The sequence below is a fragment of the Streptomyces sp. KLMMK genome, from assembly GCF_036961605.1.
GTDB lineage: Bacteria > Actinomycetota > Actinomycetes > Streptomycetales > Streptomycetaceae > Streptomyces > Streptomyces telluris.
On sequence record NZ_JBAMDC010000022.1, the window covers coordinates 18033 to 41080 of the forward strand.

The 23048-nt window shown below is 72.0% G+C and carries 22 protein-coding genes and 1 pseudogene; 11 read left to right on the forward strand and 12 right to left on the reverse strand.

The window, feature by feature from the left end:
- Positions 1 to 24 precede the first annotated feature (24 nt).
- From V7793_RS06805 to V7793_RS06815, 3 genes are all read left to right on the forward strand, one after another.
- A complete protein-coding gene (locus V7793_RS06805) occupies positions 25 to 627 on the forward strand; it encodes a CGNR zinc finger domain-containing protein (protein ID WP_335581999.1) in 603 nt (200 codons plus the stop codon).
- Positions 628 to 632: 5 nt separating this feature from the next.
- Positions 633 to 1037, forward strand: a complete 405-nt coding sequence (locus tag V7793_RS06810; protein ID WP_335582000.1) for an SRPBCC family protein — start codon at positions 633 to 635, stop codon at positions 1035 to 1037.
- Between the two features lie 196 nt (positions 1038 to 1233).
- Complete coding sequence (locus V7793_RS06815; RefSeq protein WP_335582001.1) at positions 1234 to 2007, forward strand: isocitrate lyase/PEP mutase family protein; 774 nt, start codon at positions 1234 to 1236, stop codon at positions 2005 to 2007.
- A 95-nt stretch (positions 2008 to 2102) separates the two neighbouring features.
- Here V7793_RS06815 and V7793_RS06820 read toward each other — a convergent pair whose 3' ends face one another.
- The 3 genes from V7793_RS06820 to V7793_RS06830 form a co-directional block, all read right to left on the reverse strand.
- Positions 2103 to 2981 carry an aminoglycoside phosphotransferase family protein gene (locus V7793_RS06820; protein WP_335582029.1) on the reverse strand — a complete coding sequence of 293 codons (879 nt, stop codon included), beginning with the start codon at positions 2979 to 2981 and terminating at the stop codon, positions 2103 to 2105.
- Between the two features lie 154 nt (positions 2982 to 3135).
- The gene (locus tag V7793_RS06825; protein WP_335582002.1) at positions 3136 to 4662 is read right to left on the reverse strand and encodes a sensor histidine kinase; all 1527 of its coding nucleotides are present in this window, start codon (positions 4660 to 4662) and stop codon (positions 3136 to 3138) included.
- A complete protein-coding gene (locus V7793_RS06830; protein ID WP_335582003.1) occupies positions 4655 to 5341 on the reverse strand; it encodes a response regulator transcription factor in 687 nt (228 codons plus the stop codon). Before V7793_RS06830 ends, V7793_RS06825 begins: the two co-directional genes overlap by 8 nt.
- A 166-nt stretch (positions 5342 to 5507) precedes the next feature.
- On the opposite strand from V7793_RS06830, the gene V7793_RS06835 reads away from it, so the two are divergent.
- Positions 5508 to 5948 carry a PepSY domain-containing protein gene (locus tag V7793_RS06835; RefSeq protein ID WP_335582004.1) on the forward strand — a complete coding sequence of 147 codons (441 nt, stop codon included), beginning with the start codon at positions 5508 to 5510 and terminating at the stop codon, positions 5946 to 5948.
- 42 nt (positions 5949 to 5990) lie between these two features.
- On the opposite strand, the gene V7793_RS06840 is transcribed toward V7793_RS06835, so the two are convergent.
- Positions 5991 to 6596 carry an RDD family protein gene (locus tag V7793_RS06840; RefSeq protein ID WP_335582005.1) on the reverse strand — a complete coding sequence of 202 codons (606 nt, stop codon included), beginning with the start codon at positions 6594 to 6596 and terminating at the stop codon, positions 5991 to 5993.
- Positions 6597 to 6705: 109 nt separating this feature from the next.
- On the opposite strand from V7793_RS06840, the gene V7793_RS06845 reads away from it, so the two are divergent.
- The gene (locus tag V7793_RS06845; RefSeq protein ID WP_335582006.1) at positions 6706 to 7167 is read left to right on the forward strand and encodes a hypothetical protein; all 462 of its coding nucleotides are present in this window, start codon (positions 6706 to 6708) and stop codon (positions 7165 to 7167) included.
- Positions 7168 to 7189: 22 nt separating this feature from the next.
- Here V7793_RS06845 and V7793_RS06850 read toward each other — a convergent pair whose 3' ends face one another.
- The gene (locus V7793_RS06850) at positions 7190 to 8299 is read right to left on the reverse strand and encodes a DUF6461 domain-containing protein (RefSeq protein ID WP_335582007.1); all 1110 of its coding nucleotides are present in this window, start codon (positions 8297 to 8299) and stop codon (positions 7190 to 7192) included.
- A gap of 114 nt (positions 8300 to 8413) precedes the next feature.
- Between V7793_RS06850 and V7793_RS06855 the strand changes: the two genes are divergently transcribed.
- Complete coding sequence (locus V7793_RS06855) at positions 8414 to 8845, forward strand: cupin domain-containing protein (RefSeq protein ID WP_335582008.1); 432 nt, start codon at positions 8414 to 8416, stop codon at positions 8843 to 8845.
- A gap of 33 nt (positions 8846 to 8878) precedes the next feature.
- Here the strand turns inward: V7793_RS06855 and V7793_RS06860 are convergent, their stop codons facing one another.
- The 3 genes from V7793_RS06860 to V7793_RS06870 form a co-directional block, all read right to left on the reverse strand.
- A complete protein-coding gene (locus V7793_RS06860; protein WP_335582009.1) occupies positions 8879 to 9925 on the reverse strand; it encodes a magnesium and cobalt transport protein CorA in 1047 nt (348 codons plus the stop codon).
- Between the two features lie 79 nt (positions 9926 to 10004).
- Positions 10005 to 11642 carry a carboxylesterase/lipase family protein gene (locus V7793_RS06865; RefSeq protein ID WP_335582010.1) on the reverse strand — a complete coding sequence of 546 codons (1638 nt, stop codon included), beginning with the start codon at positions 11640 to 11642 and terminating at the stop codon, positions 10005 to 10007.
- Positions 11643 to 11738: 96 nt separating this feature from the next.
- Complete coding sequence (locus V7793_RS06870) at positions 11739 to 13139, reverse strand: condensation domain-containing protein (protein ID WP_335582011.1); 1401 nt, start codon at positions 13137 to 13139, stop codon at positions 11739 to 11741.
- Between the two features lie 274 nt (positions 13140 to 13413).
- On the opposite strand from V7793_RS06870, the pseudogene V7793_RS06875 reads away from it, so the two are divergent.
- Positions 13414 to 13653: pseudogene (locus tag V7793_RS06875) on the forward strand (phosphotransferase); the annotation flags it as partial.
- Positions 13654 to 13756: 103 nt separating this feature from the next.
- The gene (locus V7793_RS06880; RefSeq protein ID WP_335582012.1) at positions 13757 to 14425 is read left to right on the forward strand and encodes a dienelactone hydrolase family protein; all 669 of its coding nucleotides are present in this window, start codon (positions 13757 to 13759) and stop codon (positions 14423 to 14425) included.
- A gap of 40 nt (positions 14426 to 14465) precedes the next feature.
- On the opposite strand, the gene V7793_RS06885 is transcribed toward V7793_RS06880, so the two are convergent.
- Together V7793_RS06885 and V7793_RS06890 are read right to left on the reverse strand one after the other, a co-directional pair.
- Positions 14466 to 15314, reverse strand: coding sequence for an alpha/beta fold hydrolase (locus V7793_RS06885; RefSeq protein WP_335582013.1), 849 nt, complete (start codon positions 15312 to 15314; stop codon positions 14466 to 14468).
- Between the two features lie 4 nt (positions 15315 to 15318).
- The gene (locus tag V7793_RS06890; RefSeq protein ID WP_335582014.1) at positions 15319 to 15930 is read right to left on the reverse strand and encodes a TetR/AcrR family transcriptional regulator; all 612 of its coding nucleotides are present in this window, start codon (positions 15928 to 15930) and stop codon (positions 15319 to 15321) included.
- A 120-nt stretch (positions 15931 to 16050) separates the two neighbouring features.
- On the opposite strand from V7793_RS06890, the gene V7793_RS06895 reads away from it, so the two are divergent.
- Positions 16051 to 16626 carry a GNAT family N-acetyltransferase gene (locus V7793_RS06895; RefSeq protein WP_335582015.1) on the forward strand — a complete coding sequence of 192 codons (576 nt, stop codon included), beginning with the start codon at positions 16051 to 16053 and terminating at the stop codon, positions 16624 to 16626.
- A 91-nt stretch (positions 16627 to 16717) separates the two neighbouring features.
- Here V7793_RS06895 and V7793_RS06900 read toward each other — a convergent pair whose 3' ends face one another.
- Complete coding sequence (locus tag V7793_RS06900) at positions 16718 to 18937, reverse strand: MMPL family transporter (protein WP_335582016.1); 2220 nt, start codon at positions 18935 to 18937, stop codon at positions 16718 to 16720.
- A gap of 281 nt (positions 18938 to 19218) precedes the next feature.
- Here V7793_RS06900 and V7793_RS06905 point away from each other — a divergent pair, with 281 nt between their 5' ends.
- Together V7793_RS06905 and V7793_RS06910 are read left to right on the forward strand one after the other, a co-directional pair.
- On the forward strand, positions 19219 to 20493 hold the full coding sequence (locus V7793_RS06905; protein WP_335582017.1) for a sensor histidine kinase: 1275 nt from the start codon (positions 19219 to 19221) through the stop codon (positions 20491 to 20493).
- Between the two features lie 122 nt (positions 20494 to 20615).
- Positions 20616 to 21314 carry a response regulator transcription factor gene (locus V7793_RS06910; protein ID WP_335582030.1) on the forward strand — a complete coding sequence of 233 codons (699 nt, stop codon included), beginning with the start codon at positions 20616 to 20618 and terminating at the stop codon, positions 21312 to 21314.
- Positions 21315 to 21451: 137 nt separating this feature from the next.
- Here the strand turns inward: V7793_RS06910 and V7793_RS06915 are convergent, their stop codons facing one another.
- Complete coding sequence (locus V7793_RS06915; RefSeq protein WP_443057858.1) at positions 21452 to 22879, reverse strand: IS1182 family transposase; 1428 nt, start codon at positions 22877 to 22879, stop codon at positions 21452 to 21454.
- Positions 22880 to 23048: the final 169 nt, after the last annotated feature.

Here is a 23048-nt window from a genome sequence, read left to right on the forward strand (position 1 = left end):
GATATAACCGGTTACACTGATGGCATGGACTCCCCCGCAGCCAAGGGGCTCACCCTGCGCTCCCACACCGGCGTCGCCTACCGGTTCGACCCCGGCGCCCTGTGCCTGGAACTGCTGCCCACCGGCGGCCCCGGCCCGTACCGCCGCTTCGAAGTCCTGCACGAGCCCGCCGACCTGGCCGCCTGGGCGGAGCGGTCGCGGCTGACGCCGACGCCCGTGATGGAGATATCCGAGGCCGAAGTGACCGGCATGCGGGAGCTGCGCGACGCGCTGTTCCGCGTGGTCATCGCCCACACGCACGGCGAGCCCCACCCGCAGGGCGACCTGGAGACCATCAACGAAGCGGCTGCCCGCCCCTCCCTGGCCCCCGCCGTCGCACCGACCGGCGAGCGGCAGTGGGCCGGGACCCCCAATGGCACACAGCTGGCGGCCACCGTCGCCCGGGACGCCGTCGAGCTGCTGACCGGCCCCTACGCGCACCGCATCCGCACCTGCGCCGCCGAGGACTGCAACCTCGTCTACGTCGACACCTCACGCCCCGGCCGGCGCCGCTGGTGCTCCATGGAGCACTGCGGCAACCGCCACAAGGTAAGGGCGCTGCGCGCCCGCCACTCCGAGGAAGGATGACCGCCATGCCCACCGGACTCACCAAGGACGCCGGCTGGCAGATCGGCGTGTCCCGCACGCTGCCCCACCCCGCACCCGCCGTCTGGGACTTCATCAGCAGCCCCGAAGGGATCGCCCTCTGGCTCGGCCCCGGCGCGGACCTCACCCCGGAGCGCGGCGCTCCCTACCGGACGGCCGCCGGAGTGACGGGCGAAGTGCGCGGCTACCGGCCGGGAGACCGCATCCGCGTCACCCACGGCACCACCACGGTCCAGGTCGCCCTCACCCCGGCCACCCCCGCCGCCGACGGAGCCCGGACGGTCCTCCGCTTCCACCAGGAACGCCTGGCGAGCGCCGAAGAGCGCGAGCGGCAGCGGGCCCACTGGCAGGGCATCATGGACCGGGTCGCCGCCGCCCTCGACCGGCAGTGACGGCGAGCCGGCACTCGCGACGCCTGCCCTTGTGCCGGACACCCGCCCCCACGGCCCGGCCGGTCGGTCGCCCCGCCGGGGGCCGAGCACGCCGACCCTCGCTCGTCACCTGTCGCCCATCGCCCCGCAATGGCCCATGAAACGGGCCCTCAAGTGGACCACCGCCGCGCAATCGTCCGCGTCTACGGTCGTTCCCATGACACCCATCACCGGCAACGCCGCCGCCTTCCGCGGCCTGCACCATGACCGTGCCGGGCGCGGCCCGCTCGTCCTGCCCGGCCCTTGGGACCCCGCCAGCGCCCGCGCCTTCGCGGCCGCCGGATTCCGGGCCCTGGCCACGCCGAGCGCCGGCATCGCGGCCTCCCTGGGCCACGACGACGGCAGCACCCCCGCGGACGAGATGTTCACCGCGGTCGCCCGTATCGCACGGGCCGTCGCGGAGGACGGCGTGATGGTCTCCGCCGACATCGAGGACGGCTACGGCCTGCCGCCCGCCGAACTCGTCGAGCGGCTGCTGGAGACCGGCGCCGTCGGCTGCAACCTGGAAGACAGCGACCGCACCACCGGACGCCTCAAGGACCCGGCCGAGCAGGCCGAGTGGCTGGCGGAGGTACGGGCCGCGGCCGGCGGCCGGCTCGTGATCAACGCCCGCACCGACACCTTCCTGCGGGGCGACCGGGCGGCCCCGGATGCCACCTCCGCCATCGCGCGCGCCCGGCTCTACGCCCTCGCCGGCGCCGACTGTGTGTACCCCATCCTTGCCCCCGCGGAGCTCCTCCCGGAGATCACCCGCGCTGTTCCCGTACCGGTCAACGCCATCGCCCTCCCCAACGGGCCCGCACCTCTTGAGCTGGGCGAGATGGGCGCCGCCCGGGTCACGTTCGGCGGCGGGCTCCACCGTCGCACGATGGCGATGGTGGAGGACCTGGCGGCCGGGCTGCGGAAAACGGCGGACGCCACGGCGGACTGACTCCTCGGCCCACCCGGACCACCGGACCACCGGACCACCGGGCGACCCGGCCACCCGGCCACCCGGCCACCCGCGCCCCGAACGGCACGCGCCGCTCAGCCCGCCAGAACCTGCCCGATCACGTAGCGGGCGTTGGCGGAGATGACCGGGTTGGTCTTCCGGTAGTACGGCAGCTGGATGACCGCCATGGACAGCGCCCAACCGCGCCCGCGCGCCCAGGTGTCGTCATCGACGTCCACGTGGTCACGAAAGACCTGCCGGGCGGCGGACGGCAGCAGGTTCCACGCCGGGATGAGGTCGACCGCGGGATCGCCGAGACCCGCGGTGCCGAAGTCGATCACCGCGGCCAGGCGGTCCCCGGCGCCCAGCAGATTGCCCGGCATGAGATCGGAATGGATCCAGCACGGCGCCCGCGGCCGGTCCGGGACGGCGAGCGCCGCCTCCCAGACCGCGAGGATCGCGTCGGCGTCGAACGGCTCGTCCGTGCGCCGGAGCGCCTCGATCGCGTCCCGGGTCTCCCCATCGGCACCGGTCAGCGGTCCGCCGCGGTGTGCCGGAGGGCCGCCGTCGAGGTCGGCCTTACGGATGGCGGTGATGAATCCCGCGAGGTCACGGGCCATCAGCTCGGGCCGGGCCACCCGCCCCTCGACCAGCACCTCGCCCTCGATCCACCGGTGGACGGACCACGCCCACGGGTAACCCTCGGCGGGCTCCCCCGTCCCTGCGACCGCCGGGATCGGGACGGGCACCAGAGGCGCCAGTTCCGCCAGCCACCTGGCCTCCGCCTCCAGCCCTTCGGCGCCGCCCGCGGTGAGGGGCAGACGGGCGGTCAGCTCGTCGCCGACCCGGTAGATCGCGTTCACCGTCCCACCGGACGCCAGGCGCCGGACGGGCAGGCCCGCCCACTGGGGGAACTGGGCGCGAAGCAACCGCTGGACGAGGCCCGCATCGATGTCCGCCTCGTCCGCATGCATCTTGGCCATGTGCCGACCGACCATCCGATCTCGCTGCCGGGGAGGGCGCTGGCGCCCCGCGCTACCGCGCATCAACCTATGTCTTCCGGGCCGGTCGGCGGCAAGGCATTTAGCGGCAAGGCATTTACCAGAGATCGCCAGGGGGTTCCGCAGCTCAAGGGGCAGTGCACGGGCCGGCGTTTACCAGGGGAAGCCTCACCTCGAAGAGCGCGCCGCCTTCCGGCGCCCGGCGTACGGAAATCCGTCCGCCGTGACGCTGCACGACGTCGCGGACGATGGCCAGGCCCAGTCCGGCGCCGCCCTCGTCGCGGCTGCGGGCGTCGTCGAGACGGACGAACCGTTCGAAGATGCGGTCCCGCTCGGCCGGGGGCACGCCCGCGCCGTCGTCGCCGACGGTCAGCACGACCAGGTCGTCCTCCCGGCTCAGGGCCACGGACACGCAGGAGGTGGCGTGGCGCTGGGCGTTGTCGAGCAGGTTGGCCAGCACTCGGGTGAGCTGGGAGTCGTTGCCGCTGACACCGTGGCAATCCCCCGTGATCTGCACATCGGGGGTGATCCGGTCGGTTGCCGCGCGCTGGACCAGCTCGGCCCGTACCAGGCGGGCGAGGTCCACGGCGCCCCTCTCGGCGCCTTCAGCGCCTTCGGCGCTTTCCCCGGCGTCGAGGCGAGCAAGCAGGAGCAGGTCGGCGGCCAAGGTCTGCAGACGCGTCACTTCCTCGAGCAGCCCCTCGGTTTCCAGCAGTTCGGGGTGGGCGTGGGCCACTTCCAGCTGGGCACGGAGGCTGGCGATGGGGTTGCGCAGCTCGTGGGAGGCGTCGGCGACGAAGCGGCGTTGCCGTTCTACGGAGGTCTCCAGCGCGGCCAGGGTCTGGTTGGTGGTCGCGGCCAGGCGGGCCACTTCGTCGCGCGAGGCGGGTTCGGGTACGCGGCGGCTGAGGTCCTGGCTGGTGGTGATCTCCGCCATCCGTGCGCGGATGGCCTCGACGGGGTGCAGGGCACGGCGGGTGACCAGCCAGGTGACGGCGGCGATCACGAGGAGGAGCAGGGGCAGGCCGATGAGCATGGCCCGGGTGACGGAGGTGACGGTCTCCTGTTCGTCCCCCAGCGGGGTGGCGGCGTAGACGGTGTAGGTGCGGCCGTCGTAGGTGGTGGCGTGGACGGACGCGAAGCGGTAGTCGTGCTTCTCGCCCGGCTCGTCGCTGTCGGTGTCGGTGTTGACGGCGACGGTTTTGTGGTCGGCGCTGGTGGAGACCTGCCCCCGGGGCGGTGTCTTTTCGTTGTCGTCACCGTCGTCACCGTCGTCACCGTCGTCGCGGTCGTTGTCATCGCGTTCCGGGGACTTCGCCGTGGGGGCAGGAACAGGCGCGGGATCGTAGGTGGTCAGTGGGGCTCGCCCGTGCAGGGGCTCACTGGCGGCGAGCACCCTTCCGGCGCTGTCGACGATCTGGACGAGATGGTCCTCGTCGTCGGGGAGGGAGACCTCGGTGAAGCGGCCGCTGAGGGCCGCCTGGGAGCCGGCCACCGCACGGGCTCGCACCTCGGACTGCAGGGACACGCGGTCCATCAGGTCCCCGCGCAGCACGCTGATGACGGTGATCCCCGCCGCCACCAGGGCCAGGGCGACCACGGCCGTGGCACCGAGGGTGGTGCGTGCCCGTACGGAGGCGAACGGCCTAAACACGGGTGCCGCCGTCGGTGGCGAGCCGGTAGCCCGCTCCCCGTACCGTGGTGATCGAGCGACGCCCGAAGGGGATGTCGAGCTTGCGACGCAGCGTGCGGATGTAGACCTCGACGATGTTCGGGTCGCCGTCGTAGGCGAAGTCCCACACGTGCTCGAGGATCACGGCCTTGGAGACCACCTGTCCGGCCCGCAGCGCCAGCTGTTCGAGGACCGCGAACTCCCGTGCTGTGAGCGGGACTTCCGTATCCCCGCGCCACACCTGCTTTGCATCCGGGTCCACCGTCAGGTCACCGAGGCGCAGCACCGGGGTGCCGGCGCGGGTACGGCGGCGCAGCAGGGCGCGGATGCGGGCGACGAGCACCACGTAGGAGAACGGCTTGGTGAGGTAGTCGTCGGCGCCGGTGTCGAGGCCCTCGGCTTCGTCGTACTCCCCGTCCTTGGCGGTCAGCATGAGGATCGGGGTGTCGTCCCCGGCCGCCCGCAGAGTGGAGCAGACCCGGTAGCCGTTCATGCCGGGCAGCATGATGTCCAGGACGATCAGGTCGTACGCGCTCTCGCGGGCCCGGTGCAGGCCGTCCGGGCCGTTGTGGGCGACATCGACGGCGAAGCCCTCGGCCTCCAGACCACGGGCAAGGGTGGTGGCCAGCCGTTTCTCGTCCTCCACGATCAGCAGTCGCATGCCTTCAGCGTCGCAGAGCGAACCTGAAAAGAGTTTCAGGTTCCTTCAGCGGGCGTTCAGGAAGGCCCGGGCACCGTGAGGACTGCACGACAACCGCAACGAAAACCGCGACGACGACCGGCCCCGCCACCGGGGCCGGGTCCTCGAAGCCGAAGGGACTGTCCTTATGAAGCCGCAGCTCAAGCGCGTACTGACCGGCCGCCGCCGCATCGTCGCCGCCGCACTGGCCGCAACCGCCCTCCTCGGCGGCGCGGGCGCTGCGACGGCCGCCTCCCTCACGGAGGACGGCGGCGACACGCCGGCCGTGTCCTCCATCGGGTCGGACGAGCGCGAGCACCGCGCCCTCGTCAAGAGCGCGAAGGTCGACGTCAAGCAGGCCGCCGACGCCGCGCTCAAGAGCGTCTCCGGCACCGTCGTCTCCGCCGAGCTCGACGACGACCACGGCCGGACCACCTGGGACGTCGAGATCATCGACGGCAAGGGCACCGAGCACGACGTCACCGTCGACGCCGCGTCCGGCAAGGTCACGGCCAACACCGTCGACGCGCCCGGCAACGACCGTGATGACCGCGATGACCATGACGACCGGAATGACCAGGACGACTGACCGTCGCCGCCGCCCGGTCCCGCGCGGTGCCCGGGGCCTTGATCAGCGCAGGTCCCTGCTGCGTACGTAGCGCAGGCCGCAGGCGTCCTCGTACGGATCGCCCTCCGCGCCGATCAGGCTCCGCACAGGCTGCATCGGGAGCCAGGTCAGGCCGAGGAGCCAGCGGCCCACGGCCTGCCAGAAGCGCGGCCGCCCGGCGTCGGCGTCGCGCACCACGCGGGACACCAGCAGGAACTTGCCCACCGTCGCACGGAACACCACGGCCCCCAGCACGTGGTGGACGAAGGACACCCCGAGCACGCACCCGGCCACGTAGGCCCAGAAGACGCCGACGCTCTTGTCGCCCGCGAGCTGCTGGGCGAGGCCGAGACCGCCGACGACCGTGATGGTGCCGTCGACCGCCGCGGCGAGCATGCGGCGCTCATCCCCGATCTCCTCGGGAACCTCCGGCTGCGGGGTCGGGGTCGGGTATTGAGGCGGGTACGCGTAGGGGTGCGGGTGGTGCTGCTGATTCGGTTGGTGCTGGTTCGGCTGGTGCTGGTTCGGCTGGTGCTGGTACGGGTGCGGCTGCTGGGGGTGGGGAGCGTACGGGTGGGGCGGAGACTGCGGGTGCTGATTCGGGTGTTGCTGGTGCTGATAGTCGATCACGGAAGGTCATCCTGCCTGATGACTGTCACAGCTCATTCTCAGGTTGATACCCGACCGGAACCGAACAGGCTCGAACGCGCGGACACGCGGGCGCGGCTACCATCTGCGGATGGCTCGCAGGGGAAAGACCGCACGGCGTCTCGTGGTCGGCGGGGCGACCTATATGTGGTCGATCGGCCACACCCACCACGTGCTGGGCGGCGGCCGGTACGAGGGCTGCTGCGAGACCCTCGTCGTCCGTCTGTTCAAAGCGAGGGGACGTCTCCGCGTCTCCTTCGCAACAGGCCCCGGCAGGCTCGTTCCGGACGGCCGCTACATGCCGTCCGGGGCGGTCGGCACCACCGACGGCAGGACGCTGAACCTCAACGAGCCGGGGACCGTCAGGGCGCTGCTGGACGAGGCGCTGGGCCGGGGATGGCGTCCCGACGACCCTCCGGTGGAGGAGCTCGACGGCTGGAGCCTCTTCGACGTCGTCGCCGCCCGCCGGGGCGCGGCCCCGCGCGAGCAGCCTGCGGCGTCCGAGCCCGGCAGCGACACCGGCACCAGCTCCAGCACGGGCACCAGCCTGTGACACCAGCAGGGACCCGGTCGCCCTACCCTCGCGCGGCCGCCCTCATCAAGGACGTCAGCAACCAGTAGCGCTCCGCACTGCCGCCGGGCCCCCGCACGGCATACGTCAGCAGGCTCTCCGGGTCGGGGCGGTACTCGGGGCGGTATGTGGAGTCCCCCGGCGCCCGGTCTCCGGCGGCGAGCCGCTCTTCCAGCGCCCACCACATGGCGGACCGGATGTGGAAGACATGGGAGGGCAGGGTCCACGCGGGTATCGGCTCGTCCTCGTCGAAGTCGTCCGGCTCGTCGCGCATCAGCGCGAACGCCTGCTCCCGGTCCGCCGACTGCGCCGCGGCAAGCCGGGTACGAAGCTCCTCGCGGCCGGCCGCTGTTCCGTCCCCGCCCGCGAGTGCGGACAGGGCAAGCGGGTCCCGGTCCAGGCCGGTGTGCTGCAGAGCGAGTTCGAAGGCGTACTGCCGCATGTGCGGCAGGTGGTGCGGGCCGAGATCAGCCATGTAGTGGTCGAAGGGCGGCTCGGCGAGGAGAGACGAATCCTCGTCGCACTGGTGCAGGACGGCTTCCTTCACCGGCCTGATCGGCACGATCCGCTGAGGCCCCGTCTCCCATGCCGTGTCCAGCCGCGCGCCCGTCGCCCGGGCCACGGCGATCATCCCGACCGCCCAGGTGGACCCGGCCGGGGAGTCGAAGTCGAGGCCGTGCAGATAGCGATCCCATGCCTCCGGGCGGGCACCGCCGCGGTCATCGGGGAACAGCATGTCGAGCGAGGACTGGACCAGCCCGTCCTCGGCGAGGCTCAGTCTCGAATGCGCATTGACGTTCCAGAAGGCACTTGCCGCGCGGCCCAGCCCGGACAACGGCCGGAGCACCTCCTCCCGGGTTCCCTCGAACCCGTTGTCCTCCCAGACCACTACGGTCGACCCGGTCCGCGACACGACGATGCACTGCAGGCGGCCGCTGCCGGTTTCCACGCCACCGAGGTCGGCGAACGTACGGGCAGCCCGGGCCTCAGCGGGGTCGCCTCCGAAGCAGCGGATCACATCGGCCTCATCGGCACCGGCCACCGCCGTGACACACGCCGCCTCGCTCATGGCGAAGCGTTCGACGGTGCTGTCGTGAGCATGGGGTGCGGTCATGCCGCCGACTATGGCCGCACCCACTGACAACGGGCCTTCTTCCCCGGTCCCCGGCCGCCGCCCGTCTGGCTCGAACTGATCGCAGGCTGCAGGCGGGCTTGTTGTACTGCGCGCATGGAAGATCACAAGCAGTGCACGGTGGTCCGCACCGGGCAGTACGAAGGTATTCAGGGCGGCTTGTTCGGGGCGGGGATCAGCGCCCAGTCGGCCGGCGCGAAGGCGCTGTGCCTGCACCGGCTGGTGATGCCCGCCGGCACCCGGGGGCGCCCGCACCTGCACGAGGGCCATGAATCGGCCATCTTCATCCAGTCGGGTCAGGTCGAGGTGTGGCACGGCGAGGGCCTGGCCGAGCACGTGGTGCTGCACGCGGGCGACTACTTCCACATCCCCGCCGACACCCCGCACATGCCGGTCAACAGCAGTGACGAAGACATGGTGTGCCTCGTCGCGCGGACGGACCCCGACGAGCAGGAAGGCGTCCGGCTGCTGGAGCTGCCGGACCGGCTGGCGGCGAGGCTCGCTCCGCTGACGGTCGGGGTCGGCTGAGACCGGGCCCGGCCCGGCGGGGGCGCGGCCGGTTCACCGCGCCCCCGCACGCGGGTGGACGTCGCTCACCTCCGGGACCGGAGGGGCGGGATGGCTGTGGCGCCGGCGCAGCCAGACATACAGCAGCAGGCAGGGCAGCAGCAGTCCGCAGACGGTGATGACGAGGAAGGCCGTGAAGCTGCTGATGTGCGTGACCAGCCAGTCGAAGTTCTGCCCGAAGAAGCCGACCACGAACGACAGCGGGAGGAATACCGACGCCAGGATCGTCAGCCGCTCCATCGTGGCACTCTGCCGAAGGTTGATCTTGTTCTGCTCCACGGAGATCACCGCGATGTTCGCCTCGAGGACGGTGGCCAGCAGGTCGCGCTGGGCGGCGACCTCCTCGTTGACGAGCAGCAGGTGGTCGTGCACGTCGCGGAAGTACGGCAGGAGCCCGGCCGGCGCCTTGCCCGATTGGAGACGGCGGGTCACGACGGCGAGCAGCGGGTGCACCGCGCGGTAGAAGTCGGTGGCTTCGCGGCGCAGGGAGTAGATCCGTTCGGTCGGAGCGACCGCCCCCGAGAAGACCGTGGCCTCGATCTGCTCGATGTCGCGCTCCAGTTCCGCGACGACGGGCGCGTAGCCGTCCACGACCTGGTCGAGGATCGCCCACAGCGTGGAGACGCTTCCCGCCCGGAGCAGTTCGGGGCGGCGTTCCAGCCGGCTGCGGGCTCCGCTCAGCTCGCTGGCGATGCCCTGGCGCACGGTGATCACGAAGTGTTCGGCGAGGAAGATGCTGATCTCGCCGGTGTCGACCTCCTCGCGCTCGTCGTCGTAGCGCGCCGTGCGCAGGATGATGAGCTCGGTGCCGTCCTCGTACTGCTCGGCCTTCGGCCGCAGGTGGAACGCCCGGGCGTCCTCGACGGCGAGCTCGTGCAGCCCGAAGCACTCGCGCACCCTCGCCAGCTCCGCGGGCCCCGGCTCGAACATCCCCAGCCAGACGAACCCGCCCTGCGCACAGCGCGCGGCCGCCTGCTCCAGCGGCATCGCGCCCTCGTGCTGCCGCCGGCCGTCACGGTAGTGGGCACAGTCGACGATCACGGATGCGAATCTAGCTGCCCGGCGGCAGAAAGTGGTGCAGCCACACGACCGGATCGGCCTCCGGCCGTACGGCCCCGGCTCAGCCGCGGTGGCGGTCCCAGAAGGAGCAGTGGTGCGCCTGTCCCACGTCGAAGGGGGCCACGCCGTGTCGGCCTGGTGCCAGGGACTGGGCGAGCGGCGTCCGGGTGCGGAACACGGGCCAGACGGGAGCGCCGGGGTGGTTCGGGTCGCCGGTGTGTGCGAAGCGCGTCCAGTAGTCGGCCATGCGGTTCGCCAAGGCGCGCTGCCGGTCGGTGAGGGGCTGTTTCGTGAGCGGGGAGACGAAGAGGTAGGGGAGCTCGAAGCCGTGCGCGGCGCCGTAGGGAAAGCCCGGCACGTCGGGGAGGCCCTCCAGGACGGGGGCGGTCCGGTCGGCGAACTCGTAGGCGTACGTGGGGACGCGCCGGGCGAGGGCCCTGTCGGCGTGCAGTGTGGTGCACGCCCACGCGTTGTCGGTGGTCACCGCGGCCCAGGCGAGGGCGGGCGTGGGGTACGCGGAGAGCGGGTATTCCGCTTCGACGGCCCCGGCCGCGCCGCCGAAGGAGTTCCGCAGGCGGGCCCGGTAGTCCCGGGCGTCGCGGAGGGGGTACTGGCCGAGGGTGAAGCCGAGGAACATGCGCATCTCGTCGCGGTTGGCGCCCTGCATCACCGGCACCCGGTGGAAGCGGCCGGCTTCCAGGGCGCGCGCCGGCTCCGTGGGCAGGAGGGGGTTGCCGTAGGCCGGTCTGTTGAAGACCGCGGTCAGCTCGGGCGTGACGAGCTTGTCGGCGCTCAGGCCCCGCAAGCAGTGCAGCGCGCCCGCGCCCGCACCGCCCTGCGGGCACCCGAGCCGGGCGGCTGCGGCCGCGCCCTCGTCGCGGAGGCTGCGCTGGGAGACGAAGGGACGGTAGGCGGGGAGGCCCGGGATGAGGGCGCCGGGCGGGTACGCCGTCATGCAGGAGCCGCTCTGCAGGACGGCCTTGCCGAAGAGGCCGGCGGCGGTCGGCGAGACCAGCTGAGCGCAGGTGCTGAGCCCGCCGGCCGACACACCGAACAAGGTCACGTTGTCCGGGTCCCCGCCGAAGCGGGCCGCGTTGGCCCGGACCCAGCGCAGGGCGGCCTGCTGGTCGGCCAGGCCGAACGGGGGAGCATTCTTCAGTTCAGGGTGGCCGAAGAACCCGAGCATTCCCAGCCGGTAGTTGACGGTGACGACGACGGCGCCGCCCCGTACGGCCAGCCGCTCGGGGTGGTAGGTGCTGCCGGTGCCGAAGGTGAAGCCGCCGCCGTGCAGCCACACCATGACGGGCCGCCCACGGACGGGTCCGGGGCCTGTGGGCGTGGTGACGTTGAGGTGCAGGCAGTCCTCCGAGCCGGTGGGCGGCCCGCCGCCCAGCACCGGCGGCTGCAGGCACTGGGGTCCGGGCTCACCCGCCTCCCGGACACCGCGCCAGGGGCGAGCGGGCTGCGGAGGCCGCCAGCGCAGCCCGCCGGTGGGCGGCGCCGCGAAGGGGATGCCCTCGTACGTGAGGAAGCCGTCGTGCGCCCTGCCCCGTACGAGGCCGTGGTCGGTCGCGACGACCGGGTGCTCCGGCGCGCCGGTGGCCCCCGGTGCTGCGGCGGCCGCGGTGACGGTGGACGACAGCGCCAGGAGCACGGCGGCCAGAGCGCCTCGGCGGCGGGGGAAACGGGCTCGCTGCATGCTGCTCTGCCCCTTCGACAACTTCGGCACCTTCAGCACTTTTAGCACGTTCAGTACCTTCCGCGGCCTCTGCGCCTTCGGCCCCTGCAGCTCAGCTCAGAACTCCCCCGAGCCGGTCATGTCCTCCAGCGTGCGGGTGAGGGTCCGCCGCAGGCCGGACACCGTACGCCGGGCCTCCGGCGTGCCGACGTAGATCGAGTTCATGTACAGGCCCGTGTCGGTGCGGTGGAGCCAGAAGCAGAAGCCGTTGGTGCGCGACAGCCAGACGTGCTTCCTCGCCTGACGGGGCACATGGTGCCGGGCCCCGGGCGACCGCCGGAAGTCGAGGTAGGAGAAGAAGTTCACGGCGTACGGCCAGTAGCGGATCTTCGTGTACTCCACCGGGGCCAGCAGCTGCCACGCCTTCACGAAGGGCACGTCGGCGTGCTGCCGCATCTCTGCGGACGCGGCGCGCACGTTGGCCATGACGGCCGCGAAGTCCTGGTCCTCGGCGACGGAGAAGGCGATGGGCATGGTGTTGATGAACCAGCCCATGGTGTGCGCGTAAGGGCCCCGGCCGCGTTCGCTGACCGGCATGATGCCCCGGTAGACGTCGGGGCCGCCCTCCTTCCTGAGGGACACGCCGACGGCGGCCAGGAGCCCCATGAAGAGCCTGCCGCCGACGGCGCGGCACGTGGCCTCCAGCTTCTCGATCTCGTCGGCCGCGAGCAGCTTGTCGGTCTCGTTGACCGCGGGGTACATGCGGCCCGGCTCCGCGCCGAGGTCCAGGGGGAACCGCGGGAAGAAGCTGTCGCCGCCCGCCATGAACGTCTTCCAGTGGTCCAGCCGGGCGTCATCGGCGTCCAGGGAGAGGTTCCGGCGGCGCTGCTCGCGGCTGAAGTCGACGTAGCTGCCGGTCTCCGGGAGGTCGGGGGTGCGGCCGTTCGCGAACGCCTCGTAGGCCGCGGCGATGTCGTGCACGGCGATCGGCGTGGACAGGCCGTCGGTCACGAGGTGGTCGCAGGCGAACCAGACCGTGGCGGAGTCGTCCCTGACCACGGCGCCCATGCGGATCAGCGGCCAGGACAGCGGGTCGACCTCCTGAAACGTTCGGTGCAGATGCTCCCGTACGCCCTCGGCGGAGCCGACGAACCCCATGTCGTGCTCCTTGAGCTCCACGTCGTCCGGCCCGAGGACGTCGCAGGACACCTCGCCGACGAGCTGCTGGAAGCTGCAGCGCAGCACCTCGTGGCGCCGCACGAAGTGCAGCATGGCGGAGCCGAGCGCGTCGCGGTCCACGGGCCCGGGAAGGTCGAAGGTCCCGGCGACGTAGGCGCAGACGGTGTCGTTCGCTCTGTGCGCGTCCTGGGCGACGGCGAAATGTTTCGCCTGGTTGTACGTCGTGGCCGCGCCCGGCTGGGGCGACCCGGCGGAGCCGACCATTTTCGAAGAGACCACCGCCCATTCGAAGACGTGCCCTGGGGCGATTTCCACATCCTCGACGGATACCTGGATCACGGGGTCCCTTCCCCTTGTCGGCTGCCCTGGACGGGAGTTGCCGCAACGGACCGGGCAGAGACCCGGCCTGCGCACTCACTCGTTCAGCCCAACGAGCCGACTGGTCAGGGGAAACGGGCGGGACGGTCACCGCGCCGGAGCCGGGGGGCGCCCGCCTCTCCGGCGCGCCGGACGCGGACGAACTGACCACGGGCCGCGGGGAGTCGGAGTCCGTTTCCGCCGGTCCGTCGCCGTGCCTGCTGCCCGGGAGCGTACGGGCTGGACGAGCGTCTGCCGCCCGGCCCCCGCCCACCGGTCGCGCTTCCTGCACCGCGACTTCCACCCCCGCAACGTGCTCTTCACCGGGCACGGCGCCGGTCTGGCGATCGGCGGCGTCGTGGACTGGGTGGAGATGTCTTGGGGACCCGCCGACCTGGACGTGGCCCACTGCTCCACCGCGACGGCCCTCCTGCACGGCGTACAGGCCGGCATGGAAGTGGCGGTTCACTACCGCGCCGCCGGAGGCATGCTCAGCAGGCGCTCTTCGACCAGTACGGCTGACATCCCTCCGTACGGCCGGCGTCCCGTTCCGGCGTGGCGCGCCCGGACAGCCGCCGTACCCGGGAGAAGGTGGCTGCATGATCTCCGCGGAGGTTCTGATTCCCACCGACGGGCCGGCACTCGTCGGTGACCTCGCCGTGCCCGGTTCCGCCCGGGCGGTGGTGCTGTTCGCCCACGGCAGCGGCAGTTCCCGGATGAGCCCGCGCAACCGGGCGGTCGCCGCGACGCTGCAGGAGGCCGGCCTGGCCACGTTGCTGATGGACCTCCTGAGCGAACGGGAGGAGCAGGTGGACGCGGTCACGGCCCAGCATCGTTTCGACATCGCCCTGCTGAGCGAGCGCCTGGCCGCAGCGATCGACTGGCTCGGCCAGGACCCGAGAACCGCCGACCTGGCAGTACATCTGTTCGGGGCCAGCACGGGCGCGGCGGCGGCGCTCACCGCGGCCGCCCGGCGACCGGACCGCGTGGTGTCGGTCGTCTCGCGCGGCGGCCGCCCCGACCTCGCCGATGACGCGCTCGGCCGGGTCCGGGCGCCCGTCCTGCTGATCGTGGGCGGCCGGGACTACGACGTGCTGCAGATGAACCGCACGGCCGCCGCGCAGCTCCACGCGCCCCACCAGGTACACGTCGTACCGGCGGCCACCCATCTTTTCGAGGAACCGGGAACGCTGGAGGAGGTCGCCGAGGTGGCGTGCCGGTGGTTCCTCGGGCCCGCGGAGGCGCCGGACGGAGAAGGGCGGCCATAGGAAGGATGGCCACAGGAGGACGGCCGCCGGTTGCAAGACTTCAGGCGAGCGTCTTGCGCAGCTGCTCGCCGAACTCCTTCGCGCGGTCCACGCCTCCGAGGTGCCCGCCGGGGAACTCCACCAGCGGGATGCCGAAGAGCTCCGCTAGCCGGGCGGCCGGCCCGTAGAAGGGCTCCTGCGTGCGCGACGACCGCCCCGCCGCCGGGACCAGCTTGTGCGCGACCGGGCGCAGCGCCTCCAGGTCCGGGACGGACGAGGAGAAGGGGCACAGCATGCGCTCCAGGAAGACCGGGAAGTTGGCGTGCATCCGGGGTGCCATCTCCTGGACCTCGGGCGGCAGTTCTGTCGACTGCTCCGCCTCCTCCGCCGTCACCGGCTCCCCGATCCCTTCGCTGAACCGGGCCATCGCCGGGCCGAGGCCCTCCGCCCGGTAGGTGTCGCGGACCTCGGCGAAGAGCGCCCGGTACGGGGCGGGGTCGGGGAGGAGCTCCACGAGCGGCGGCTCGTGCGCGACCACGCGGCGCAGCCGTTCGGGGTGGCGGGCGAGCAGGTCGAGCGCGACGATGGCGCCGGAGCTGCAGCCCATCACGCTGACTTCTTCCCCGCCGGGTGCGAGGTGGTCGAGCAGGCGCCGCGCGTCGTCGCTCCACACCTGGACCTGCTGGTCGGTGAGCGGGCCGTCGAGGGTGCTGCGGGAGAGGGCGCGCGGGTCGTAGGTCACGACGGTGTACTCGGCTGCCAGCGCCGGGAACATGCCCGCGTACATCCCGGCGTCTCCCGCGCCGCCGGAGATGAGCAGCAGGAGCGGGCCGCTGCCGCGCGTCTCGTAGTACAGGGTGGCGCCGGGCACGGCGAGCGTGCCGGTGGTGGGGCTCGGGTTGCCGTTCATTTACTTACTCCCCGTTCGATTCCGGAAGCTCTGAAGATTCGTCGGAGGGACCGGAAGGCCACTGCTCCAGGAGCACATGGAGGGCTTCCAGCCCACGCGACCAGGACTCCTGCACGGGGCGGGAGTGGCCGAAGCCGCCGCTGAGCTCCAGGTGGATGTAGCCGTGGAAGGTGCTGCGCAGCAGCCGGCCGGCGTCGGTCAGGTCGGGCTCGGTCAGGCCGTAGCCGCGCAGCATGCCGTAGGTCAGCTCGACGCTGCGCCGGAACCCGATGGAGTCCGCGACCTCTTCCGGTGCGAGCTGCATCTGCGTGGCGGCGTACCGGCCGGGGTGCGCGAGCGCGTAGGACCGGTAGGCGTCGGCGAAGGCGATGAGCGCGTCCTTGCCGGCCCGGCCCGCGACGGCGGCGGCGATGCGCTCGGTCATCTCCGCGGACCCCAGCAGGGCGATCCGCACGCGCAGTTCCCGCAGGTTCTTCACGTGCGAGTACAGGCTGGCGTCCTTGACGCCGAAGTGCCGTGCGAGGGCGGAGACGGTGACATTCTCCAGCCCGGCCTCGTCCGCCATCACCGCGGCTGCGTCCGTCAGCCTGGCCACGGTCAGCCCTGCTCGCACCATGCGGACCCCTTTCCTAGGACCTCTAGGAAAAAACCTAGCATGCCTAGCCGTCGCCTGTCCGCACCCTGCATGCGAAGATCACTTCGCCGTGTGTGCTGGTAACGACCGTGGAGGGCAACGATGTACGCGATATCCCTGGGCGACGACGGCGCCGAGCTGGGCCCGCTCGAACCGTGGCAGGCCGAGGAGTTCCTGGCCCACATGGATCGGGGACGGGAGTTCATCGGGCAGCACATCGCGCTGGCGGACGTGGTCGCCGACCTGGGGACGAGCCGGGCCTTCCTGCAGTCGTACGCGGAGAAGGCCGCCTCCGACAGCGGGCGGATCCACGGCATCCGCGTCGACGGCAAGCTGGTCGGCGGCGTCCTCTTCCGGACCATGGACGTCGCGCAGGGCACCGCCGAGGCGGGCTGCTGGCTGGAGCCGTCGGCGGTGGGCAAGGGGCTGATCACCAGGGCCGTCGGCGTGCTCATCGACTGGGCCGTCGAGGAGCGGGGGATCCACCGCGTGGAGTGGCAGGTCGCGGCGGCCAATCAGTCCAGCATCGCCGTGGCCCGGCGGCTGGGGATGACCAAGGACGGCGTGTTGCGCGAGAGCTTCCTGTACCGGGGGACGCGGCGCGACATCGAAATCTGGTCGGTCCTGGCACCGGAGTGGCGGGCGCGCAGGCGGGCCGCGCAGGCTCAGGCGGCGTAGCGGCAGACGGGGCCCGTTCGACTGAGGTCGACCGGGCCCCCGTTCTGCTGTTCCGTTGTCGTCGTTCCGTTGTCGTTGTTCCGTCAGCAGGTCAGCGGGCGGAGGCGCCCTCGTAGGGCGACCGGGAGGCCTGGGGCCCCGCCTGGTGGCGGCCCCCGTCACGCCCCGGGCGGAACGGCCACCACATGCCCCGGCCGAGGATCGCGGCGAGTGCGGGCACCAGCACGATGGACAGGACGAAGGCGGAGAGCACGATGCCGAGCGCCGTCGCGAAGCCGATCTGCTGCGTGGACGGGGCCGCGTTGACGGCGAGGCTGCCGAAGGACGCGGCCAGGACGATTCCCGCCGTGGCGATGGCGGGTGCGGTGTGGCGCACCGCGCGGGCGACGGCGGCGCGGGCCGGGCCGGGGCGTTCCATCTCCTCGCGGATGCGGTCGCTGATGAGGATGTTGTAGTCGGTGCCGAGGGCCACGACGAAGAGGAACAGCACCAGCGGCAGGACGAAGTTGACGCCCGGCTTGCCGAGGAGGTGCTGGAAGAAGAGCGCGGAGGCGCCGAGCGTGGCCGCGAAGCCGAGGCCGACGGCGATCATGAGGACGGCCGGGGCGAGCAGGCTGCGCAGCAGGGCGAGCAGGATGAGGGCGATGAGCACCGCGGCGACCGGGAACACGACCTTCAGGTCGTGGTCGACGGCGGTGGAGATGTCCGCGAAGATCGCGGCCGTGCCGCCGACGTGGGCTTCCAGGCCGGCGGGCGTGTGCGCGGCGACGGTGGCGCGGACGGGCCCCGAGACGAGGTCGCGGGCCTGCTGGGACTGGGTGTCGGCGGTGAGGTAGAGGTCCATGCGGGCGGCGGTGCGGTCGCCGTTGAGGGTGGTCCTGCCGACCTGGCCGACGCCCTTGACCCCGGCGAGGGCCTTGGGCAGGGAGCCGAGCGCCTCGGCGGTGAGGGCGCGGCCGTCCTTGGCCGTCACGTAGACGGTGGCCGGGTCGGACACTCCGGCGGGCAGGGCGCGGGAGATCTCGGCGGAGGTGGCGGCTGCCGGGGTGTCGTGGGTTCCGGAGGTCTGGCCGAAGTCCATCCGGATGCCGGCCAGTCCGGCCGCCAGGGCGCCGAGCAGGGCGACGCAGGCCAGCACGGCGGCGAACGGCCGGCGGGCGACCAGGTCGCCGACGCGCGCGGCCGCACCGGGACGGGGCTCGTGCTTGAGGGAGCGTGAGGGCCAGAACATCTTGCGCCCGGTGACCGCGAGCAGCGCGGGCATCAGGGTCAGGCTGGCCAGCAGCATGACGAGCACCGACACGGCGATGGCGGGGCCGAGGACGCGGAACTGCCCGAAGGTCGCCACGCCCAGGGTAGCGAAGGCGGCCACGATGGTCAGGGCGGCGGAGGTGATCGCGGTGCCGACGCGAGCGCTGACCTCGGCCGACACGGCGCGCGGGGCCAGGTCGGGGCGGGCCCGCAGCTGTTCGCGGAAGCGGAAGAGGAGGAAGAGGAAGTAATCGACGCCTATGCCGATCAGCACGACGCTGATCATGCTCGGGGTGGAGGGGTCGAGCGTGATGCCGGTGAGCATCGCGAGGCCGACCACCGCGCCCGCCGCGGCGCCACCCACGATGACGACCGCGAGCAGGGGCACGAAGGCCGCCAGCACGCTGCGGAACACCAGAATGTTGATCAGCACGATCAGGCCGACCATGAGGATGCCGACGACCTTCTGGGTGGTCTCCTCGGCTTCGGCGGTGTCGACGAGGTCGGCCAGGCCGCCGGTGAAGCCCGTACGCATCCCGGCCTCGGCGAAGTCGGCCCTCGCCCGGTCGCGGAAGGCGCGGTAGAGGTCGTGCATGCCGGGGTCGGTGGAGTTGCCGGTCAGCTGGACCGAGAGCAGCTCGAAGCTGCGGTCGGGCGCGATCATGGCGGAGCTGACCCCGGGCGTCTGGGAGTGGTCCTCGGCCAGGAAGGAGGGCGGCCCGTCCTCCTTGGGTTCGGGCATCCGGACGCGCCGGTGGCCGAGTTGCTCGGCGAGCTCTCCCACGCGGCGGTGGTCGGGGCCGGTCAAGGGCTTGCCGTCGGTGCGGGCGACGAGCACGGTCACCGCGTTGGCGTCGGGCTTCACCCCGAACCGCTCCTCGGCGACCTTGAGCGCGGCGGCCGAGTCGTACTTCGCGGGCAGGAAGTCGCCGCTCTGGCTCTGGGTGACGCGGTAGAGCAACGCCTGGCTGAGCACGGTCAGCAGGATGCCGAGCACCGACCAGAGGGCGATGACCTTCCATGGATTGCGGGTGGAGAGCCCGGTCAGGGCGCGGATCACAGTGTCCTCCGGCAGTGGGTGGTGCGCGTGGTGCGCCGGGTCGTCCCGGCCGGTGTCCAGCTCATCAGCGCGAAACGCAGGACCCGTACGAGCGCGGGACGAGATACGGCCTGGGAGCGGGGGCCGGGGGCGACCGCCGACCAGGACCCTGGTCCTGGTCGGGGATCGGCTCGGGGGCCCGGGGCCGGGCCGCCGGCCGGTGCCAGAATGGATCATCGGATGACAGCCGCGCCGCACCGGAAGTGGTCGGAGGCGGGGGCGGCTGAGGGGGAAGGACCGTAATGTCGACGACGCGCCCTGGCGCAAGAGATTCCACCGGGTCCACCAGATCCACCGGACCCGCCGGATCCACCGGAGGATTCCGGGCCGCGCCGGGCGGCGACGCGCTGCCGTGGACGCGCAACGACGCGCTCGTCGCCGTCGGGGCCGCGGCCGTGGACCTGATCGGCTTCACCCTCGCCAGTCAGGTCGACCTGGGGTACGTCCCGCCGGCCGGCTGCGTCTTCATGGTGGTGTCCGCGCTGCCGCTGCTGGCCCGGCGCCGGGCCCCGGTGCTGACGCTCGCGGCCGTCCTGCTGTTCGGCCTGGGGCTGAACCTGAGCGTGCCGGTGTCACAGCACTTCAACGCCACGATCGTGGTCGCGCTCTACACGGTCGTACGGACCCGGCGCCCGGCCGTGGCCGCGCCGGCGACGCTCGCGGCCGTGACGCTGCCGCTGGTGGGACTGGAGTCCTGGCCACGGCTGAGGCTCGTGGAGGTGGTGGGCAACGTGGCCACCGGAGCGATCGTCGTCACCGCCGCGATCGTCATGACCCACTGGCAGCGGGACATCGAGGCCAACCGCCGGCTCCTCGCCGACCGGGCCGTCGCCGACGAACGTCGGCGCATCGCACGCGAGCTGCACGACATCGTGGCGCACCACATCACCACCATGCAGCTGATGGCCGGAGGCGCCCGGGCCAACCTCGCCCACGACCCGGAGGTGGCCGGAGAGGCACTGGTCGACCTGGAGGCCTCCGGGCGGATCGCGCTGCGCGAGATGCGGCAACTGCTGGACGTACTGCGCGCCGGGGAGGAGCCTGAGGAGGCGCCGACCGCCCCGCAGCCCGGGATCGGGGACCTGGAGCGGGTCGTCTCCGAGTCCTGCCGGGCCGGGTTGCCGACCGCACTCGACGTGCGGGGCGAGGAGCGCCCGCTGCCGCCGAGCGTGGGCCTGACCGTGTTCCGGATCGTGCAGGAGGCGCTGACGAACGCACGCAAGCACGCGGGCAGGGCGCAGGCGTCCGTACGACTGACCTACGAGCCGGGCGGGGTGGCGGTGGAAGTGTCGGACGACGGCGCGGGAGCCGGCACGGACGCGGGCTTCGGGTGGGGGGCCGGGGCCGGTGCGCGTTCCGGTTACGGACTGGTCGGGATGCGGGAGCGGGTCGTCCTGCACGGCGGGACGCTGGAGGCCGGTCCGCTGGACGAGGGCGGGTTCCGGGTTTCGGCCCGGTTGCCGCTGAAAACCGACGAACAGCTGCTGCCGGCGACCGGCGAGGGGGTGCTGCGATGAGCGCGGTGACGAACGATGCGAAGGCGAACGTGGTGGTGGGTGCGAGTGCGGGCGTGGGTGGGGGCCTGAACGGGAACGTGGGCGGGGACGGGAACGTGGACGTGGACGTGGACTTGAACGTGATGAGTGACGCGGTGGGGCGGCGGACGATCAAAGTGCTGATCGCGGACGACCAGCCGCTGGTACGGCGCGGGCTGGCGCTGATCCTCACGCCCGACCCGGCCTTCGAGGTGGTGGGCGAGGCGGGGGACGGCGCGCAGGCAGTGGACCTCGCGCACCGGCTGCGGCCCGACGTCGTCGTAATGGACATCCGGATGCCCGTACTGGACGGGGTCGCCGCGACCGGGCGGCTCGCACGGGAACTGCCCGGCTGCCGGGTGCTGGCGCTCAGCACCTTCGACATGGACGAGTACGTGGTGGCCGCACTGCGGGCCGGTGCCTACGGGTTCCTGCCCAAGGACATCTCGCCGGAGGAGCTGGTCGCGGCGGTCCGGGTGGTGCACACGGGCGAGGCCGCTGTCGCTCCCCGGCTGCTGACCAGGCTCATCTCCACCTACGTCAGGACCCCGCACCGCCCGGAGCCGCCGGTCGCGCACACGGGCGAGCTCACGCCGCGCGAACTGGAGGTGTGGCGGCTGATGGCCACGGGGCTCGACAACACCGGGATCGCGGGGGCGATGGACATCAGCCTGTCCACCGTGAAGAACCACATCACCAACGTCTTCGGGAAACTCGGCGTCCGTGACCGCGCTCAGGCGGTGATCGCCGCGTACGAGACGGGACTGGTCGAAGTGGGCGGCGGGCGGAACTCCGTGCCCTAGGAGCGTGTCCCAGTAACCGGCAAGACCGGGTGATAGTGGTGCCGAGGTCGGTTGCTGTTGCCCGACCTGCACGCTGCCGGGGTGGCCGGGTCCTGCCGGTCCGGGAAGCGGCCCGAGGGGCCGGTGGTCCGGGCCGGTCAGGCGATCGCGGCGGCGAGTCCGGCGGTTCCGACGTGTCGGAAGATTTTCCGGAAGTTGTGGCAGGCGGTCAGAAGACGCCACTCTCCTCGGGCGCCGTCCTCGCCGCGCAGGAGGAGCCGGCGGCCGTTCTGGCAGGTCATGATCTGCCCGAAGACGGGTTCGACGATGGCCTTGCGGCGGCTGTAGGCCTTCCGACCGGGATTGGTCCGCAGCTTGCGGGCCATGCGCTCCTTGAGGGTGGCGTCCTTGGGGATGCATCCGCGGGGTGCGGGCGGGACCTGCTCGTCGTGCCCGAGCCGGCCAGTGGCCATGAACGTGTCGGTGCCGCAGGTCACTCGGCGGCCCCTGGCGGCTTCGAGGTTGGTCTCGGAGCAGTATCCGGTGTCGACGAGGGCCTGTTCGGGGTGGATGCCGGTGTTCTGGTGGGACTGGTCGAGCATTGGGGTGTAGTTCAATGCGTCGGAGGCGTTGGTCGTCACGTCGGCGGCGGTGATCACCTGATGGTGCTCGTCGACGACGGCTTGGGCGTTGTAGGCCTGGATATAGGCGCCGTCGCTGTTCTTCATGATCCGCGAGTCGGGGTCGGTGAAGTTGGCCTGGGCCTTCGGCTTCGGGCGGGCCGTCGTGGCGGCCTTCTCGCCGGCGTCGGTGACGGCCTGCTCGTCGCTGCTGCCTGCACGTGCCTGGCGGCGGCGTTCCTTGTCCTCGGCATGGCGGCGGGCCTTGTCGGCGGCCTCGGCCTCGATCTGAGCGCGGGCGGCCTGCAACCTGGCGAGGCGCTTCTCGCGGCGGTCCAGTTCGGCGGGCAGGTCGGTGTCCTTGCCGCCGACGCCGAAGTGCTCGTCCTCGGCCGTATCGGTGGCCTCGGCGTCGGCAAGCAGGGACCTTGCCTTGGCCTCCAACTCGGCGATCTCGGCCTCGATCCGTTCCTCCTTGTCGACCAGCCGCCCGTAGCTCATGGCCTTGTGCTTGGAGGCGTTGGCTTCCAGTTTCGTGCCGTCCAAGGCGACGCGGCCCATCTTGACCATGCCGAGTTTCTGCGCGAGGTGCAGGGACCGGAGGAACAGGTCGGCGAGGGCGTCGAGGTGGCGGCGGCGGAACCGGGCGATCGAGCGGAAGCCGGGGGCCTGGTCGGCGGCCAGGAACCGGAAGGCGACGTCGTCGACGCACTTGCGCTGGATCGCCCGGGAGGTGCGGACGCCGGTGGCGTAGCCGTAGATCAGCAGGCGGACCATCAGGCGCGGGTGGTAGGGCGGGTAGCCGCGCTTTTCGGTGTAGCCGGCCAGGATCGGCGAGAGGTCGAGAGACTGATCGACCAGGTCGGCGACGAACCGGGCCAGGTGGTCTTCGGGCAGCCAGTCGTCCAGCGACGGCGGTAGCAGCAGGACCTGGTGCGGGTCGAACGCCCTGAACCGCTTGTCCACCGCCGCCGCACGCGCCTGTGGCCGCTTCTTCTCGACCGGCTCGGCCTCGAACAGGCCCTCCCCATCACGCATACCGGGATCATTTCGCATGAATGATCACACAACGGAGGCGGGTTGCCGGTTGCGACCCTACTTCAGTCCCCCTTGCCCCTACGTTTACCGGCTTCGA

Bases quoted from the DNA above. Each gene is read 5' to 3' on its own strand.
- V7793_RS06910 (WP_335582030.1), top strand. From the start codon at position 20,616: ATGAGTGACGCGGTGGGGCGGCGGACGATCAAAGTGCTGATCGCGGAC.
- V7793_RS06820 (WP_335582029.1), bottom strand. From the start codon at position 2,981: ATGCATGCGGACGAGGCGGACATCGATGCGGGCCTCGTCCAGCGGTTG.
- V7793_RS06905 (WP_335582017.1), top strand. From the start codon at position 19,219: ATGTCGACGACGCGCCCTGGCGCAAGAGATTCCACCGGGTCCACCAGA.
- V7793_RS06845 (WP_335582006.1), top strand. From the start codon at position 6,706: ATGGCTCGCAGGGGAAAGACCGCACGGCGTCTCGTGGTCGGCGGGGCG.
- V7793_RS06865 (WP_335582010.1), bottom strand. From the start codon at position 11,642: ATGCAGCGAGCCCGTTTCCCCCGCCGCCGAGGCGCTCTGGCCGCCGTG.
- V7793_RS06855 (WP_335582008.1), top strand. From the start codon at position 8,414: ATGGAAGATCACAAGCAGTGCACGGTGGTCCGCACCGGGCAGTACGAA.
- V7793_RS06850 (WP_335582007.1), bottom strand. From the start codon at position 8,299: ATGACCGCACCCCATGCTCACGACAGCACCGTCGAACGCTTCGCCATG.
- V7793_RS06805 (WP_335581999.1), top strand. From the start codon at position 25: ATGGACTCCCCCGCAGCCAAGGGGCTCACCCTGCGCTCCCACACCGGC.
- V7793_RS06830 (WP_335582003.1), bottom strand. From the start codon at position 5,341: ATGCGACTGCTGATCGTGGAGGACGAGAAACGGCTGGCCACCACCCTT.
- V7793_RS06890 (WP_335582014.1), bottom strand. From the start codon at position 15,930: ATGGTGCGAGCAGGGCTGACCGTGGCCAGGCTGACGGACGCAGCCGCG.
- V7793_RS06885 (WP_335582013.1), bottom strand. From the start codon at position 15,314: ATGAACGGCAACCCGAGCCCCACCACCGGCACGCTCGCCGTGCCCGGC.
- V7793_RS06810 (WP_335582000.1), top strand. From the start codon at position 633: ATGCCCACCGGACTCACCAAGGACGCCGGCTGGCAGATCGGCGTGTCC.
- V7793_RS06835 (WP_335582004.1), top strand. From the start codon at position 5,508: ATGAAGCCGCAGCTCAAGCGCGTACTGACCGGCCGCCGCCGCATCGTC.
- V7793_RS06815 (WP_335582001.1), top strand. From the start codon at position 1,234: ATGACACCCATCACCGGCAACGCCGCCGCCTTCCGCGGCCTGCACCAT.
- V7793_RS06880 (WP_335582012.1), top strand. From the start codon at position 13,757: ATGATCTCCGCGGAGGTTCTGATTCCCACCGACGGGCCGGCACTCGTC.
- V7793_RS06895 (WP_335582015.1), top strand. From the start codon at position 16,051: ATGTACGCGATATCCCTGGGCGACGACGGCGCCGAGCTGGGCCCGCTC.